Annotated in this window: 1 pseudogene; it reads right to left on the reverse strand. The window is 39.0% G+C overall.

Annotated features, from left to right (window positions below):
- Positions 1-21: 21 nt before the first annotated feature.
- Positions 22-269: pseudogene (locus tag ACFIK8_RS10485) on the reverse strand (DNA topoisomerase IV subunit A); the annotation flags it as partial.

Here is a 269-nt window from a genome sequence, read left to right on the forward strand (position 1 = left end):
GAATTAAATATACAATACAACTTAATTGATAAATTTTCCTGATTTTGGAAAACCTTTGGGAACCATACGCCCTACCCCAGCACGCGTTCCCATCCATTCAATGAGGTCATGAGCCTGGCGATTAAAGCTACGTTCAGCTGTATCTTGCCAACTTAATCCCTCTGATAAATTAAAAGTTTTTGCATCTACAACACCCCCCTCTTTATACCGTTGTAAACGAACACCTTTACCGCGACTCATTTCTGGTATTTGTTCAATAGGAAAAATGA

The sequence above is a fragment of the Bartonella sp. MR168JLCBS genome, assembly GCF_042194175.1.